This window comes from Abditibacteriota bacterium (assembly GCA_017552965.1).
In the GTDB taxonomy this organism is placed as follows: domain Bacteria; phylum Armatimonadota; class UBA5829; order UBA5829; family UBA5829; genus RGIG7931.
This window is the reverse complement of the sequence record JAFZNQ010000018.1, coordinates 1-15,700: the sequence shown is the minus strand read 5'-3', so window position 1 is coordinate 15,700 and position 15,700 is coordinate 1. Positions and strand designations below refer to the sequence as shown.

Genomic DNA, 15,700 nt, shown 5'->3' with positions numbered 1-15,700 from the left:
TATTGACAGCGGCAGCGCCGCCTATTTTACAAAGCCCTTGAGCCTGATGTCTCTGGAAGAAGAGCCCACGGCTATCTCATGATCGCACACGTCCCTGACAAAGCCTTTTTTCTCGGGGGAATAATAGCTGAACCAGCTGTCGTCAAAGGCCACTGTCACCGTGGTCTCTTCTCCCGGCTCCAGGGTCACCTTGACAAAGTCCCTCAGCTCCTGGAAAGGCCTGTTTATTTGGGTGGACACTATGTCAAAGGAGGGAGCTCCAAAGCCTGCAAAGACTGGCGCGGGTCTGGTGTTGTCCACCGGCCGCACGTATATCTGCGCAGCCTCGCTCCCCTTCCGGCTGCCCGTGTTTTTGATCCTGAAGGACACCTGCCCCTCCGAGATCTGCAGGTCCGAATATTCAAAGGTGGTATAGCTCAGGCCGTGGCCGAAGGGATACCACACGGGGATGCCAAAGCTGTCGTACCACCGGTAGCCCACAAAGACCCCTTCCTTGTAGTCGATCTTGCCCGTGTCGGCAAACACGGTCTTGTTGAAAAAGGCCTGATCCAGACTCAGGGGATAGGTCTCCGCCAGCTTGCCGGAAAAGTTTTCCAGTCCCAGCAGCAGGCGCGCTATGGCAGTGCCTCCGGCCTCGCCGGCCAGGCCCATCTGCACTATGGCCGCGGCGCTCTTGTCCCAGCCCCAGACGGGAGCCATGGCAGAGCCGGACTGCATGATGACCACCGTGTTTTTGTGGCCGCAGAAATGCATGAGCATGGCCTCCAGACGGCTGTCAAAATTGATGGACAGCCTGTCATAGGCTTCGCCGTCGGTGGTGTCAAAATCGCTGACAAAGAAGAGATAGGCGTCATAGTCCGCCAGCTTGCCGTTCATCTGCGCCCAGACGGCATGGTCGAATACGGGCTCGCTGCCGTCGAACACGTCGTCAAAATAGTCAAACTCTATGCCCCGGGAGAGCTCTTTCAGCTTTTGCAGAGGGCTGTCCAGATTCTCGTCCCTGACCTTCACAAAGGCGGAGCCGCTGCCGCAATACACGGGTTTCAGGGCGGCGGGACCTATGACGGCCACCTTTTTCATCTTGTCCGGGTCAAGGGGCAGTACTCCGTCGTTTTTCAGGAGCACCATGCCCGCAGCCGCCGCTTTGGCGCACTGCTCGTGCTGGGCCTCCCGGCTATAGTTCGCGTTGGTCTTCGCTCTGCCGGAGACTCTCTTGACGAGAGTGATGAGCTCGTCCACGCACCTGTCTATATCCGCCTCTGTGATGCGGCCCTCGGCCAGATCCTTTTTGATGACCTCAAAGGTCTTGGTGTCCTGAGGCATCTGCAGGTTGAGATTGGCCTTGAAGCACTCTGCCCTGTGGTGCACGGCGCCCCAGTCGGAGACCACCAGGCCGTCATAGCCCCAGTCCCCCCGCAGCACGTCATCGAGGAGCCATTTGTTTTCCGAAGCCCACACGGAGTTTATCTTGTTGTAGGAGCACATCACCGTCCAGGGCTTGCCCTCCCTGACCGCGATCTCAAAGGACCGGAGATATATCTCCCTCAGGGTCCGCTCGTCCACGTTGGAGGAAATGGCCCCCCGGTTCAGCTCTATGTTGTTGCAGGCGTAGTGCTTCAGGGAAGTGGCCACCCCTTTGGACTGCACGCCTCTGATAAAGGCGGCGCCCATTTTGCCCGAGAGGAGAGGGTCCTCGGAAAAGTATTCGAAGTTGCGGCCGCAGAGAGGAGTCCTCTTCAGGGTCACGCCGGGAGCGAGGAGCATGTCCGAGCCCTGCTCTATACAGTCCACGCCCATGGCGGCGGCCGTCTCCTCCATCAGCTCCGGATCAAAGGAATTGGCCGTGAGAGCCGATGAGGGATAGCATATCTGCAGATCCTCGTTTCTGTGAGGTCCGCTGGGACCGTCGCACATGACCACCGGGGCGATGCCCAGTCTCTCCACTCCCACGGTGGACATACCGCTCGCGCCGGTCAGCATGGCGATCTTTTCGTCGATGGTAAGCTGCTCTAAGATGTCTTTGTTCTTCATATAGGTTCCTTTTTTTGCGGGCGTCGCAGACGCCCCGTTCGTCATGGCAGGCTCTCAGGCCCTGCCGGCCTCCAGTTCGTCGGCTATGGCGGGCAAAAACAGCCCCGCGGGGCCCTGCAGCCAATAGTCGCATTGTCCGCTGACGGCGCTGCCGTGAGGATTCACGTCCACCGTGAGGGCGCCTCCCTGCCGGGCGTAGCTCAGCAGTCCGTAGCCTCCGCTGACCTCCATACTGGTCCCGATAATGATGAAGACGTCACAGGAATAGGCATAGTCTGCGGACTTTTGCAGGACGTCTATGGGCACGGTCTCTCCGAACCAGACTATATCCGGCCTCAGTATATTGCCGCACACGGAGCATCTGGGTATGGTGTCCTCTGTGACCTCCCGGGCCAGCAGCTCCTCGGTGACGGGGCTGCGTCTGCCGCACTTGATGCATCTGACGTTGGCGGCAGAGCCGTGTATGTGCCCGAGCCTGCCGAGGCCGCCCCGCTCATGCAGGTCGTCCACGTTCTGGGTGCACACGTAAAAATCTCTGTAATACCTGTCCATCCGCCCCAGAGCCTTGTGCCCTTCGTTGGGCTGCGCCGCCGCTATCTGGCGGTATCTGGAGATGAAGTTGTTCCATACCAGGGGAGTATTGTCTATGAAGCCTTCGTAGGTGGCAAAGGTCATGGGGTCGTAGTTGCGCCACATACCATCGTCCAGGTCCCTGTAGGTAGGCAGCCCGGACTCCTTGCTGATGCCTGCCCCGGTAAAGCAAAACACCTTCCCCGCGTCCTTCAGCGCATCCAAAAGCTCCGAAGGCAGCTCTCTTCCTGTTATTTTCTGCATAATAGATCCTGCCGAAAAATAGTTCGTTCAGTTCTATTATAGCATACTGCAGGAAAAAACTGCCCTGCCCGGAGATTTTTTGCGCTGCGCAAAGAAGAGCCGGTATTGAACTGCGGCTTTTTTGTTGATAAAATAATAGTGAATACGCGCCTTCGCAGCCTGCGCCGGCGTCTGACAAAGAGATCACGTTATGAACCAAACATCCGTTTCGACAAATAGAAGATCGCAATGCCGCTGTTTTCTTTTGCTGTGCGCAGCGTGCCTTCTCATAAACATCATAGCAGCCAAAACAGCCCTCCGCTTTGATCTGCCCGTATATCTGGACGTAATAGGCAATCTGCTGGCGGCAGTGCTGGGAGGCTTTATCCCCGCGATGACGGTAGGCTTTGTCACCAATCTGATCAACGGTATCGCCGACCCTGCCACCACCTACTACAGCTTTATCAGTCTGCTGATAGGCGCGGCGGCCGCCGGCTTTGCCCGGAGAAAGTATTTTGACCGCCTGGTCACCCTTCCGGTGATCGTTGCGGCCCTGGCTCTTATAGGCGGAGGAGCCGGCTCCGTCCTGACCTGGTACCTGAACGGCTTTGAATTCGGCGACGGCATATCCTCTGATCTTGCCATGACGATCTGCGCCGCCCGGCATCTGTCCCCCTTCCTGTCCCAGCTCTCGGCGGACATCATACTGGATCTCTTTGACAAAGCTATCTCGGTGGCGGTCACCGTCGTCATCCTGCAGCTCCTTCCGGGCTCCCTGAAAAACAAATTCAGATTTCTGGACTTTCACCGCCGGGGCGAAGAGCCCTTCCTGCGCAGGCTGCGGACCGGGCGGGTGTCCCTGGGGGACAAGGTCATCTGTTTTGTGACCCTTGCCTGCCTTCTCATCGCCTTTTCCATCACCTTCTTCAGCTACGACCAGTACAGAAAAAGCTCGGTGGAGCAGCAGATACCCCTGGCCAACGGAGTCCTGCAGGTGACCAAAAACTACGTTGACGCAGACAGGATCAACGAATATCTGAAGAAGGGCAGGCAGGCGGAGGGCTATACGGAGACCTACGACAATCTGGCTCACCTGATGAGGAGCACCAAATACATCAAATACGTGTACGTGTACAAGATACTCCCCGACGGCTGCCACGTGGTCTTCGATCCGGACACCCCCGACACTCCGGGAGAAGAGCCCGGCGCGGTGATCCCCTTTGACGAGGTCTTCAGGGAGCGCGTGCCCGACCTGCTGAAGGGCAACAAGATCGACCCCATCATCAGCGACGAACGCTACGGCTGGCTGCTGACTCTCTACGAGCCTCTCATGGATTCCAAAGGGGTATGTCAGGGCTACGCCGGGGTGGATATAGACATGGACTTCATATCCATGTCCTCAAAACAGTTTCTGGCAAAGGTCTTCTGCCTCTTCTGCGGCGCCATCATCCTGATCCTGACCCTGGCCATCAGTCTGGCCAATATGTACGTCATATCCCCCATCAACAAGATCGCCCGGGCCACCGGCGAACACGCCGGAAACGAGGCCCCCGCCCGCACCCTGCGGAAGCTCAACGGGTTTGCCATAGACAGCAAGGACGAAATGGGCAATCTGTACAAGGCTGTGCGCAAGAATATAGAGGATATCATCGGTCAGATCGCCGAGAACGACGCCAAGAACGAACAGATCCGCAGACTGCAGGGCTCCCTGATCAGGACCCTTGCCGAAGCGGTGGAAAGCCGGGACGAAAACACCGGGACCCACATCAAGAACACCTGCGCTTATACCAATCTGATAATGGATCAGTTGGTGAAGGAAGGCATATACACCGACCAGATAGACGACACCTTCAAGGCCAACGTGAATCTGTCCGCCGCCCTCCACGACGTAGGCAAGATATCCGTGTCCGACACCATCCTCAACAAGCCGGGCAAGCTCACGGACGAAGAATTTGCCATCATGAAGAAGCACACCGAATACGGCAGAGACTTTCTGAACAAAGCCATGCAGGAGGTGGGCAGCAAAGACGCCGAGTTTCTCCTGCCCGCCATGAGGCTGGCCCTCTACCATCACGAAAAATGGAACGGGTCCGGCTACCCCGAAGGGCTCAAGGGAGAGGATATCCCTCTTGCAGCCCGTATAATGGCGGTGGCGGACGTATTTGACGCTCTGGTGTCGGAACGCAGCTACAAGAAGGGCTTTTCCTACGAAAAAGCCATGTCCATCATAAAGGAAGGGATAGGCACCCACTTTGACCCCAGGGTGGCGGAGGCCTTCATCCACGCCGGAGACAAGGTCCGGGAAATAATGGCAAGCAATATGAGTCAAGACGCCGGCGACGAGCGCCCGGGGTCATGACCCGGCAGCGCAGATACACACATACATCAGGGAGCACGCTATGAACAACATCCTGCCCATTCGCAACACAGACGGAGGTTATGCCGTAGGCATAGACCTGGGAGGCACCACGGTGACCGCTTCGGCGGTGAGCCACGACGGCAACATCCTGAGCCGCATAGAATACCCTTCTCTTGCCAAGGAAGGCATGGACGCCACATGCCGCCAGATATCCGAGGCTGCCGACAAGGCGGTCAAGGACGCGGGGCTGAGAAAAAGAGACGTGATAGCCTGCGGCATGGGGACCCCGGGAGTATTTGACGCCCCCTCCGGCGATATGTTTTTTGTGCCCAACTTCAAGGAATGGGACGGCAAGAACCTGTACCAAGCCCTGGCGCAGCATTCCGGCTACAAATACTACATAGGCAACGACGTGAACGCGGCGGCCTTCGGCGAATACTTTTACGGCGCCGGCAAAGAATCCCGGGCCATGGTGATGTTCACCATGGGCACGGGCATAGGCAGCGGCGTGATCATAGACGGCAAGCCTCTGAGGGGCGTTTTTGCCTCTCCCGAGATGGGGCATATAGTCATCAGCGAAGACGGCCCCCGGTGCGTGTGCGGCGCCAGAGGCTGCCTGGAGGCCTACTGCGGAAGAGACGCCATCATAGCCCGCTGTCTGGACAAGCTGCAGGGCGGCGCCTCCTCCGGCATCACCGAGCTGCAGCAGGACCGGATCACGCCCAAGGACATAGATATCTACGCCGAAAGAGGCGACGAGCTGTGCCTGGAGGTGCTGAGGGAAACAGGCCATTACATGGGTCTGGGAGTAGCCAACGCCATCAATATATTCAATCCCGATCTGATAGTGATAGGCGGCGGCGTAGGACAATCGGAGACCCTGTTTGAGGCTCTGAAGGCCACGGCTTTCCGAACGGCAATCCCTTCCCTGGCGGAAAAATGCAGGGTGATACAGTCCCCTCTGGACAATATGGCCGGCGTGCTGGGCGCCGCCGGACTGGCCTACAGAGGCGAATACGCCTGACGGAGACAAAAAAAACGGGGCAAAAGCCCCGTATTTTTTTGTCATTTATTTGATGATCACTTCGTGGCCCGTGCGGGCGGACTCGTAAACGGCATCCAGTATCTTCATCAGAGCGACGCCGTCTTCGGCGGGGTTGATGCACTCTATGCCGTCCCGGACGCACTTGATAAAGTGGGCAGTCTCGATCTCAAACATGCTGTGGAACTCGTGAGGAACGCCCTGAGCCAGGGTGACGTTGGTCAGATAGTTGTTCTGCTGGGTGTAGATGGTCAGGTTGGGGAACAGGACAGCGCCGGCCTTGTCGCCGTAGATCTCCACGTTCTCCTCGTCATCCTGAGGTATGTTCAGGCTGAAGGAGACCTCTATGTGCAGCACTGCGCCGTTGTCAAAGCGGATAAGGGCAGTCGCCATATCCTCCACGTCAAACTTGGGCTTGTCCGTTCCTGCGTCGGAAGCGGTGTAGCCGGCGTGGAGCTTTTTGATGTCCGGGCGGTTCTTCAGCTTGTCATAGGTAGCGCCGTAAACGCTGACAGGCTGGGGCTTGCCCATAATGTAGCGGACCATATCGATGATATGGACTCCCAGGTCGATGAGAGGACCGCCGCCGGAGCGGGACTTGTCGCCGAACCAGCCGCCGGGGGCGCCGTTGCGGCGGATATATCTGGCCTTGGCATAATAGATGTCGCCAAAATCACCCGCATCCACAAAGTCCTTGAGTACTCTCATGTTGGTGCCGAAGCGGCGCATAAAGCCTATCATCAGCACCTTGCCGTTCTTTTCGGCAGCGGCCTTCATCTCCAGGGCCTGCTTGGAGTTGAGGGCCATGGGCTTTTCGCACAATACGTGCTTGCCTGCGTTCAGCGCCATGATGGCGCAGGGCGCGTGGGCAGCGTTCCAGGTACATACGCTGACGGCTTCTATCTCGGGCAGGGCCTTCAGCATCTCGGCTTCGTCGGTGAAAAGGCGGGTGATGCCGTGCTTCGCTCCCTTTTCCTTCAGTCTTTTTTCGTTGATATCGCAAAAGGCGTACAGCTCCACGTCGGGGTTGGCCTTGTAGCCCGCGATATGCACCTCGGAGATACCTCCGACACCAATAATGGCAACTTTGGTTTTCTTGCTCATATTACAGCCTCGTTTTTATAGATTTTCAAGTTACAAATGACCTGCGTCATATTCATTGTAGCCTATATCCGGACCTGTGTCAACAGGATGACAAAAAATCAGTCGATACAGGAGTGTATATAGGGTATCAGCTTGTCGGCCCACAGCCGCGCGTGTTCCCGCAGGCCCTCCGGGCTCAGGTGGACCCCCTTGCCGTCATAATCCCTCATCTTGCCCGTCAGGGTGTCCGTATCGGGCCCTTCCAGGGCCACGCCCAGATCCCACAGGGCCTTGTGGACGTTGCGTATGGGACCGGCAGCCGCCTCCTCGTTGTTGTAGGAGACCCGGGCCACGAACCAGGGCACGTACCAGCCCGCGTCGCTGCGGGAGGTCTCGATAATGCGGATCATATCCGACAGGGCTCCGTCAAACTCTCTGCCATAATCGGCCTCGCCCTGATGCCACAGCACGGCCCGGAAGCCGTCCCTGCCCAGGTCGCGCACCCTGCCTATGAAATGCTTGTACAGCATCCATTCCGGCCGCCAGTGCACGATGGCGGAGCCGCCGTGCCCGGCGGAGGCGATGCCCACGGGCACACGGAACTCTCTGTAGATCAGGTCTCCCAGAGTGGGATAGTAGCTGCCTCCGGAGCTGCCTTCGTGGACTCCGGGCATAGGCCCCTCCGCCTTTTGCCAGGCGATCCCGTCGGTGGCGGAGACCATACCGCTCTCCTGCTCTGCAAAATACTGCCCCCAGTTGGTGGAGTTGGACTGGCCGGCTCCCACGAACACCTCGCCTACGCCCACATGCTCCAGTGACTTTTCGGCCAGGGGCCTGCCCTTTGCCAGGGCTTCTATATCCACCCGGTACCAGCCGCCGGCGCGGCATTCCGCCGCCCCGTTGAAGATGCCGTCCTTCACCTGCAGGGTCTTCCGGCCCGTATCCACCTTTTTTCCCGTCAGGTCTTTGCCGGTGATCCTGTACCGGATGCTGTCGCAGCCGGCAGGGACCTTGCCGCTGAAAAGGATACTGCCTGTCAGCCGGTCCCGGCGCTGAAACACCTGCCAGTCACAGGGGCTGGCCACGTCAAACTCGTCGGAGGTCATAGCCGGGAGCCTCATCCTGTAAGCGGCCTCCGTCTCTGTGACTTCGGCAGGAACGAAGAAGAAGCGCAGGCTCTTTTCCTCTCCCGGCTCCAGGACCAGGCGGGCTATACGGGCGCTGTAGGAATAGGGCTCCCACAGAGAGGCGCCCTCTACGCCCACTACCGCATGCTCCAGGACCCACTTGCAGGTCTCCGCCGTGAAGCCGCCCACGTTTTTGTCCATGGGCTTCCCGTCGGCGGAGATGCATCGCACCTTGCCCGAAAAAGCCATGATATAGCTGACCGGCTCAGCGGCCAGGCTCCTGACCCGGACGAAAAAGTGATCGTCCCGCATGTCAAATACGGCTGTCCCCAGAGAGGGACAGGTGCATACGACCTTGTTGTCCTCCCGGACCGCCGACGAGGCAGCGCCTTCGTCCAGCAGACCGGGCGAAGCGGTAAAGAAGCAGGGCCGGTATTCCTGTATCCAGCCGTAATATCGTTCCGGCTCCACAAACTGGGTCCGCCGGACGGTAAGTCCGGAGAGACAGCCGCGCGATGCGCTGAAATCGGCGGTATAATTCGAGCCTTCCACTCTCAGGTCACCGTTGTCTGCCTGAGTAAAGGTCTGCGCCGCGAGAAGCAGCGGACAGATCAGCAACACCAGTATCAGCAGGTATTTCACAGCAGCCTCCCTATGCCTTATTTGTCTATGCAGGCGTGGACGTAGGGTATCACCTTTTCCGCCCACAGGGCCGCATGAGCCCGGAGCCCCTTGGGGCTCATGTGGATGCCTCGGCCGTCATAGTCCCGGTAGTCCGGCCCCAGCACGTCGGTGTCGGGGCCCTCCAGGGCCACGCCCTCATCCCACAGCTGCTGATGGGCTGCCCGGATCAGGGGGAAGGAGGGCTCCTCGGGAGTCCTGTAGCTGACCTTCGCCACAAACCAGGGGAACCGCCAGCCCGCGTCGTAGTTGGAGGACTTGATGATGGCGGTCATATTCAGCGCAGATTCTTCGGTGGGAGTCAGGTAGTTGCTTTCGCCCTGGTGCCACAAGACGGCCCGGAAGCCGTTTTTGCCCAGTTGCTTCACCCGGGTCATAAACCAGTTGTAGAGGGTGGCGCCCACTGCCCACTGCTCGATGGTGCTGCCGCCGTGACCCGTGGAGGCTATGCCTATGGGCACCCGGAATTCCCTGTACATCAGGTCCGCGAACTCGGGATAATAGCTGCCCCCCTTGGTATTGTCGTGCTGGCCTATCATGGGGTCGTCGCAGGGCTGCCAGTTCACGCCGTCGGTAGAGGAGCCCATACCCAGGGTCTGGGTGATGCGCTCCTGTCCCCAGTTGGTGGAGTTGGACTGGCCGGCGCCCACGAACACCTCGCCGATACCTACGTGCTCGATCACCTTTTCGGCTACGGTCTCCTTGCCCTTTTCGGCCCTGATCTCTATGGTGTACCAGCCGCCGGCCCAGGCCTTGACATACTCGTCAAAGGCTCCGGTGACACTGTTGACCCTGAGGGGCTTGAAGCTCTTGGGATACTGCTTCCCGTTCAGGCCCTTGCCGGTGATGCGGTAGGAGACCTTGTCATAAGGCACGTTGATCTTGCCGGAAAAGAATATCTCGCCCTCGTATTTGCTCGGGCGCTGGAACACCTGCCAGTCCCTGGGAGAGTAGATGGCTATGGCCTCGTCGGAAAAGGCCATGCCGGGATACTTGTCCCTGTATTCCTTCAGGAGAGTGTCGTAGTCGGCATCCTGGGCAAAAGCGCAGGATATCAACAGAGCCGCCATCACGGCCGTGAGCAAAGCAGAAAGATATTTCATACACACCTCTTCGATATATGCTTTATTTTTTGTCTATGCATGCATGGACGTAGGGTATCAGCTTTTCCGCCCACAGCTCCGCATGGGCCCGGAGCCCCTTGGGGCTGAAGTGGACTCCCTCACCTCCGTGATCCCTGTATTCCGCGCCCAGAGTGTCTGTGTCCGGCCCTTCCAGGGCCACGCCCTCGTCCCACAGCTTCTGATGGGCTGCCCGGATCAGGGGCCAGGAAACGTGCTCCGGATTGTGATAGCTGGCCTTCGCCACGAACCAGGGGAACCGCCAGCCCGCGTCGTAGTTGGAGGACTTGATGATGGCAGTCATATTCAGCACCGATTCTTCGGTGGGAGTGTCCACGTTGGCCTCTCCCTGATGCCACAGCACGGCCCGGAAGCCGTTTTTGCCCAGCTGCTTCACCCGGGTCATAAAGTGCTCGTAGAGCTCGCCGCCCACGCCCCAGGACTCGATGGAGGTCCCTCCGTGTCCGGTGGAAGCTATGGCTATGGGCACCCGGAACTCGGTGTAGAGCAGGTCAACGAGAGCCGGATAGTAGCTGCCTCCGGGAGTATTGTCGTGCTGACCTATCATGGGGTCGTCGCAGGGCTGCCAGTTTATTCCGTCGGTGGAGGCTCCCATACCCAGGGTCTGAGCGATGCGCTCTTCGCCGCAGTTGGTGGAGTTGGACTGGCCGGCGCCCACGAACACCTCGCCTACGCCCACGTGTTCGATCACCTTTTCGGCCACGGTCTCCCTGCCCTTTTCGGCCCTGATCTCTATCCTGTACCAGCCTCCGGCCCGGACCCTGACATACTCGTCAAAGGCGCCGGTCACCGAGTTCACCTTCAGGGGCTTGAAGCTCCCCGAAAACCCCTTGCCGTCCAGGCCCTTGCCTGTGATGCGCCAGGAGACCTTGTCACAGGGCGCGCTGACCTTGCCCGAAAAGAATATCTCGCCCTCATATTTGCTCCGGCGCTGGAACACCTGCCAGTTCGCGGGAGAATACAATACCATGTCGCTGTCGGCAAAAGCCATGCCGGGATACTTGTCCCTGTATTCCTTCAGGAGAGTGTCGTAGTCGGCGTCCTGCGCATACAGCGCCCACTGCAGGCACAGCGCAAACAGCGCGATCAATACATATTTCATCAGTCACCTCGTTCGTTCCAATGACATTTTACACCCGTTTCGGCAGAGACCGCAGGTCAGCGGTCTTGTTTTGCAAACACCTCGGCCAGCCCCGGATCTTCCGCCTTTATCTGCATATGGATGAGCAAATGGGTCTCCATCAGCCTTTTCAGGTCCGCCAGCGCCTTCGACGGAAAAGACAGGCGCCTCACCCCGCTCTCCTGACACTCTTCCAGAGCCAGAAGATAGGAGAAGAGAGCCTGCGGAAACGCCGTGAGAGCGTCTCCCTTTGCGCATTCCTCACACACAAAATAGCCCGCATCCAACGAATACACGGCCTGCCCCAGGGGCCTGCCGCAGGGACAGTGCGTCAGGTTCAGGCTGTATCCGGCCCAGCTGCACAGACGCAGCTCAAAAAAGCGCCGGACTATATCCGGGTCGCCGCCGCTTTCCAGTAAGTACAGGCAGGACAGCAGGTTGAGAAACAGCCGCTCCGAATCCTCCCACTGGAGGGAAGCCCTGTCGGCAAGGGCGGCAATGTGATAGGCGGCGCCTATGGCCGGCAGATCAGCCTTCAGACCGGTAAAGCTTTCACGGATGTCCGCAGATACCAGCACGGATATGTCTTTGGGCCTGGCGATCATCACCCGGGCATATACAAAGGGCTCCGACACGCCCGCCAGAGCCCCTCCGGGCTTTTGCGCTCCCCGGGCCAGCAGGGTCAGGCGCCCGGAGTGCTTGGCCAGCGCCGTCACCAGTATGTCCTTTTCCCTGAAGGGGCGGCGGGAAAGGGTAATAGTCTCCAGCTTTTGGTTTCTCATATACAGCCTCACGGTCTTCCACCTCACATTATACCACATCCGGACAGCTTATTCTTGAATGACGGCGGGACGTATGGTATAATAATTTTGATTTGATCTATCATCCGGAGATACAGATGAACATACTATATTTTGACATGCCCATGGGGATCAGCGGAGATATGGTCCTGGGAGCCATGGTGGACCTGGGAGCCGACATAGCTTTGCTGACGGCGGCCCTGGACAGCCTGGGGCTCTCCGACAAATACACCATCCGCTTCGGGCGAAGGAACACCTACGGAATAGACTGCTCTGACGTCGATATAGAGACGGTCCACGAGCACGAGCACAGAAGCTTTGGCGACATCAAAGGGATAATAGCAGCGTCGGCGCTCTCCGACAGGGCCAAGGCCACAGCCATTTCGGTATTTGGCAGGCTGGCTGCCGCAGAAGGCAAGGTCCACGGCAAAGCGCCGGAAGAGGTGCACTTTCACGAGGTGGGCGCCATAGACAGCATCATAGACATCTGCGGCTTTGCGGTGTGCCGGGAGTTGCTGCATGCAGACGAAATCAGGTTTGGCATCCTGCCGGCCTTTACGGGCACCGTCCGGTGCGCCCACGGCGTGATCCCCCTTCCCGCCCCCGCTGTCTGCCAGCTGACCCGGGGCCTGCTGTACGGCGGCGAGCCCCGCCGCTTTGAGCTCATCACGCCCACTGGGGCGGCCATTCTCGGGGAAGGCGCGCAGCAGCCGGTGACAAAGGGCCGCTTGCTGTCTGCCGGCTGCGGCAGCGGCAAAAAGGACATGGGAGAGCCCAATTATCTGCGGGCCGTCCTGTATGCAGCAGAAGAAGGCTCGGACAGAGTGCTGGAAATATGCTTTGAGACCGACGATATGAACCCGGAGCTCTATCCCCACCTGTCGCAAAAACTGCTGGCAGCCGGCGCTCTGGAGGTGCATTCGGCTCCGGTCATCATGAAAAAGGGACGCCCGGGCCTGGCGGTCACGGTGCTGTGTCCCGTGGACAAAAAGGACGAAACGGCCGCCATCATATTTGCCAACTCCACCACCATAGGCCTGCGCTATGCCGAAAAAGAACGCATCACTCTGGACAGGGAGACCGTCAGCCTGTGCACGCCCTGGGGCAGCGTAAGGGCTAAGAAGACCGTGTTTCGGGGCCAAACGGCCAACGTGAAGCCCGAGGCCGACGACTGCCTGCGCATAGCCAACGAAAATGACGTACCCCTCAAGCAGGTCTATGACAGCCTGAAGGAAAGATAAGGATATTATTTTGGACAACACGTTTAACGCTGTGACGGATACTCTGCGGGACACACACAGCATCTCGCGGGAAGGGCTGCGGCTCCTGTTGGAAAGCGAAGACGCAGAACACGCAGAATATCTGTTCCGGACCGCGAGAGCGACCGCAGAGCAGACCTTTGGAAAAGAGATCTACCTGCGGGGCCTTGTGGAATTTACCAACTATTGCAAAAACGACTGCTTTTACTGCGGCATCAGACGGAGCAACTCAAAGGCAGAGCGATACAGGCTCACCGAAGAAGAGATCCTCGCCTGCTGCGATATGGGCGCAGAGCTGGGCTTTGGGACCTTTGTCCTGCAGGGAGGAGAAGACCCCTACTTCACCGACGACAGGATATGCGGCATAGTGGAGAAGATCAAACAGGCCCACCCTTCCTGCGCCGTGACTCTTTCCATAGGCGAAAAGCCCCGGGACAGCTACCGAAGGTATTTTGACGCCGGCGCCGACAGGTATCTGCTGCGGCACGAGACAGCCAACGAAGAGCATTACGGCAGACTGCATCCGGCAGTCATGTCCCTGGCCAACAGAAAAAGGTGCCTGTTTGACCTGAAGGATATCGGCTTTCAGACAGGCTGCGGCTTTATGGTGGGAAGCCCCTTTCAGACCATAGACGCCATTTATGACGACATAGAGTTCATGCGGGAGCTCAGGCCCCATATGATAGGCATAGGCCCCTTTATCGCCCACAAGGACACCCCCTTTGCCGGCGAACCCGACGGCAGCGTGTCCCGGACTCTCAGGCTGCTGTCCGTATTGAGGCTGCTGTTTCCCAAGGCGCTTTTGCCTGCCACTACGGCGCTGGGGACCGCAGACCCCCGGGGGAGAGAAAAAGGCATCCTGGCAGGCGCCAACGTCCTCATGCCCAATCTGTCGCCCGTGAAGGTGCGGAAAAAATATATGATATATGACGGCAAGATATGCACAGGCGAGGAAGCGGCCGAATGCAATGCCTGCCTGAAACGCAGGGTCGAGAGCATAGGCTATCGTATAGCCGGCGGCAGAGGCGACCACCCGGATTTTGCGGATAAAAACGGATAAGCCCCCGCCGAATTCACGCCAAAAAGAATTGCCCCCGCCGTTACGGCGGAGGGCAATATGCTTAATGCCGGAAAACCCGACGAGCCTTTCGGACCAAGCAAATAGCTTATTTTGCAAAAGCTCTTGAGGGCCTTTTGCCGGCGGGGAGGCTGATCCCCGCGTTTTTGTACATCTGTTCCGTTTCGATCAGTTGCGCGGCAGTCCTGCCGTGAACGTAGTAAACGTTTCCGGGGTCATCCATAAACTTGAAGAAGATATAGTCCGAAGCGTATCCGTTCCGCTCTTCATACATCACAAAACCGCCAAACAAAACCGTTGCCAGCAAAACCATGATCAATACTCTGTCCCTTTTCATAAGACGTTTCTCCGCTATCATATCCCCTGCTTAGCCAGGGAAAGGGTCTTGTATATCGCGTAGGTTTCCATATACCTCTCGTGCATATCCGGCCGTGGCAGATATTCCGCCTTGGGCTTGATGAGGATCTCCCGGGCAGACTGCAGGCTGTCAAAGGCGCCTATGGCGGTCCCGGCCAGCATGAGGGTGCCCACGGTCCCCGCCTCTTCCACGTCGATGGATATGATCTTTTTGTTCAGGATATCCGCCTTGATCTGCAGCCACTCGGGGCTTTTGGAGCCGCCGCCTGTGACCGTCAGCTCCTCCGGCTCGGCGCCGAATTCCCGCATCACTTCCAGATTCAGCAGCATTTCGTAGTTGGCGCCTTCCAGGATAGACCTGTAGAGCCTGCTGGCGTCCGTTTCCAGGGTCACGCCGTAAAACATAGCCCTGGCGGTCTCGTCCATGTAGGGAGTAGCCGCGCCTCCGAAGTGTGGGATGCACACCAGCCCGGAGGGCTCGTCACCCACGCTGCCGGACAGTTCGGCGTAGGTCCTGCCGGGAGCAAAAGTGTTGCGGAACCACTTGACCGCCGTGCCGCAGGTAAAAGCCAGTATATAGCAGGCGTAAAGACCGTCTATAGCGTAGGGGACCACCGAGTAGCCCTTGGCATAAAAGGCTTTTTCCCCGGGGACCGACGAAAACACCGGGGTGATACATTCCACGCTGCCCATACCATCTGAGGCTGCCCCAGCGCCTGTGATCCCCGAGCCGAGAGCGGCGGTCACCTGATCGTGAGAGCCGTTGACAATGACCGTGTCCTTCAGTCCGCACAGGGACGAACAGCCG

General features: G+C 58.5%; 13 protein-coding genes. 4 read left to right on the top strand and 9 right to left on the bottom strand.

Annotation, left to right across the window (positions count from 1 at the left end):
• Positions 1–21: 21 nt before the first annotated feature.
• Positions 22–2,031 carry a glycoside hydrolase family 3 protein gene (locus tag IK083_02775; protein ID MBR4748481.1) on the bottom strand — a complete coding sequence of 670 codons (2,010 nt, stop codon included), beginning with the start codon at positions 2,029–2,031 and terminating at the stop codon, positions 22–24.
• Positions 2,032–2,085: 54 nt separating this feature from the next.
• The gene (locus IK083_02770) at positions 2,086–2,865 is read right to left on the bottom strand and encodes an NAD-dependent protein deacylase (protein ID MBR4748480.1); all 780 of its coding nucleotides are present in this window, start codon (positions 2,863–2,865) and stop codon (positions 2,086–2,088) included.
• 244 nt (positions 2,866–3,109) lie between these two features.
• On the opposite strand from IK083_02770, the gene IK083_02765 reads away from it, so the two are divergent.
• Together IK083_02765 and IK083_02760 are read left to right on the top strand one after the other, a co-directional pair.
• On the top strand, positions 3,110–5,203 hold the full coding sequence (locus IK083_02765; protein MBR4748479.1) for an HD domain-containing protein: 2,094 nt from the start codon (positions 3,110–3,112) through the stop codon (positions 5,201–5,203).
• Between the two features lie 40 nt (positions 5,204–5,243).
• Positions 5,244–6,227 carry an ROK family protein gene (locus tag IK083_02760; protein MBR4748478.1) on the top strand — a complete coding sequence of 328 codons (984 nt, stop codon included), beginning with the start codon at positions 5,244–5,246 and terminating at the stop codon, positions 6,225–6,227.
• Between the two features lie 45 nt (positions 6,228–6,272).
• Here the strand turns inward: IK083_02760 and IK083_02755 are convergent, their stop codons facing one another.
• From IK083_02755 to recO, 5 genes are all read right to left on the bottom strand, one after another.
• On the bottom strand, positions 6,273–7,349 hold the full coding sequence (locus IK083_02755; protein MBR4748477.1) for a Gfo/Idh/MocA family oxidoreductase: 1,077 nt from the start codon (positions 7,347–7,349) through the stop codon (positions 6,273–6,275).
• Positions 7,350–7,447: 98 nt separating this feature from the next.
• Complete coding sequence (locus tag IK083_02750; protein MBR4748476.1) at positions 7,448–9,097, bottom strand: hypothetical protein; 1,650 nt, start codon at positions 9,095–9,097, stop codon at positions 7,448–7,450.
• 17 nt (positions 9,098–9,114) lie between these two features.
• Complete coding sequence (locus IK083_02745) at positions 9,115–10,239, bottom strand: hypothetical protein (protein MBR4748475.1); 1,125 nt, start codon at positions 10,237–10,239, stop codon at positions 9,115–9,117.
• Between the two features lie 22 nt (positions 10,240–10,261).
• Positions 10,262–11,380, bottom strand: coding sequence for a hypothetical protein (locus IK083_02740; GenBank protein ID MBR4748474.1), 1,119 nt, complete (start codon positions 11,378–11,380; stop codon positions 10,262–10,264).
• 56 nt (positions 11,381–11,436) lie between these two features.
• A complete protein-coding gene (recO, locus tag IK083_02735; protein ID MBR4748473.1) occupies positions 11,437–12,180 on the bottom strand; it encodes a DNA repair protein RecO in 744 nt (247 codons plus the stop codon).
• A gap of 116 nt (positions 12,181–12,296) precedes the next feature.
• Between recO and larC the strand changes: the two genes are divergently transcribed.
• Positions 12,297–13,439 (top strand): nickel pincer cofactor biosynthesis protein LarC, encoded by a 1,143-nt coding sequence (gene larC, locus IK083_02730; GenBank protein ID MBR4748472.1) that lies wholly within the window; start codon positions 12,297–12,299, stop codon positions 13,437–13,439.
• A 4-nt stretch (positions 13,440–13,443) separates the two neighbouring features.
• Complete coding sequence (hydE, locus tag IK083_02725) at positions 13,444–14,517, top strand: [FeFe] hydrogenase H-cluster radical SAM maturase HydE (protein MBR4748471.1); 1,074 nt, start codon at positions 13,444–13,446, stop codon at positions 14,515–14,517.
• A gap of 106 nt (positions 14,518–14,623) precedes the next feature.
• Here hydE and IK083_02720 read toward each other — a convergent pair whose 3' ends face one another.
• Both IK083_02720 and IK083_02715 read right to left on the bottom strand, forming a co-directional pair.
• On the bottom strand, positions 14,624–14,872 hold the full coding sequence (locus IK083_02720) for a hypothetical protein (protein MBR4748470.1): 249 nt from the start codon (positions 14,870–14,872) through the stop codon (positions 14,624–14,626).
• A gap of 17 nt (positions 14,873–14,889) precedes the next feature.
• Positions 14,890–15,700: carbohydrate kinase (locus IK083_02715; protein MBR4748469.1), on the bottom strand; the 811-nt coding region annotated here is incomplete at its 5' end.

What these genes read in the sequence shown, in the direction of transcription:
- larC (MBR4748472.1), top strand. Translation starts at nt 12,297, where the DNA reads ATGAACATACTATATTTTGACATGCCCATGGGGATCAGCGGAGATATG.
- IK083_02770 (MBR4748480.1), bottom strand. Translation starts at nt 2,865, where the DNA reads ATGCAGAAAATAACAGGAAGAGAGCTGCCTTCGGAGCTTTTGGATGCG.
- IK083_02760 (MBR4748478.1), top strand. Translation starts at nt 5,244, where the DNA reads ATGAACAACATCCTGCCCATTCGCAACACAGACGGAGGTTATGCCGTA.
- IK083_02740 (MBR4748474.1), bottom strand. Translation starts at nt 11,380, where the DNA reads ATGAAATATGTATTGATCGCGCTGTTTGCGCTGTGCCTGCAGTGGGCG.
- IK083_02720 (MBR4748470.1), bottom strand. Translation starts at nt 14,872, where the DNA reads ATGAAAAGGGACAGAGTATTGATCATGGTTTTGCTGGCAACGGTTTTG.
- IK083_02745 (MBR4748475.1), bottom strand. Translation starts at nt 10,239, where the DNA reads ATGAAATATCTTTCTGCTTTGCTCACGGCCGTGATGGCGGCTCTGTTG.
- IK083_02775 (MBR4748481.1), bottom strand. Translation starts at nt 2,031, where the DNA reads ATGAAGAACAAAGACATCTTAGAGCAGCTTACCATCGACGAAAAGATC.
- recO (MBR4748473.1), bottom strand. Translation starts at nt 12,180, where the DNA reads ATGAGAAACCAAAAGCTGGAGACTATTACCCTTTCCCGCCGCCCCTTC.
- IK083_02755 (MBR4748477.1), bottom strand. Translation starts at nt 7,349, where the DNA reads ATGAGCAAGAAAACCAAAGTTGCCATTATTGGTGTCGGAGGTATCTCC.